1 pseudogene is annotated in these 397 nt (G+C 62.0%); it reads right to left on the reverse strand.

The features are described from left to right. Nucleotides 1-397: pseudogene (locus EXE45_RS20100) on the reverse strand (hypothetical protein); the annotation flags it as partial.

A 397-nucleotide genomic window follows, 5' to 3' on the forward strand; every position in this document is an offset into this window, starting at 1 on the left:
GTGGTTGCCCGCGAACACCGCACCCTCGTTTTCACGGAGGTGTTCGAGCACCCATTGGTCCGACTGGCGTTCGGGTGGGCTGTCAGGCGATAAGGCCGCTGCGGACGGGTTTGTGTCCGCGTGAGGGGTACCCTCTGCGTCGTCAGACCCACCATCCTCATCACCGCTGAAATCATCAAGCGAGGAATCGCCATCACCGTCCCGCGGATCAACAGGCTCGGGTTTCCGTTCCTCCTCGTTTGGGTCTGGTCCCATCGCGGAGGTCAGGGTATCCTCATCCTTCGTCCCGCCCGAGAACTGTTCTTCGAAGTAGGCGTGTGTCTCCTTCGCGGGCTGGTCGCGAAGCGGATCCCACACGTCCGCGAACGGATCGTCTACGTCACACTCAACGCAGTCC

Origin of the sequence: Halorubrum sp. SP9, from assembly GCF_005435015.1 — an archaeon.
GTDB lineage: Archaea > Halobacteriota > Halobacteria > Halobacteriales > Haloferacaceae > Halorubrum > Halorubrum sodomense.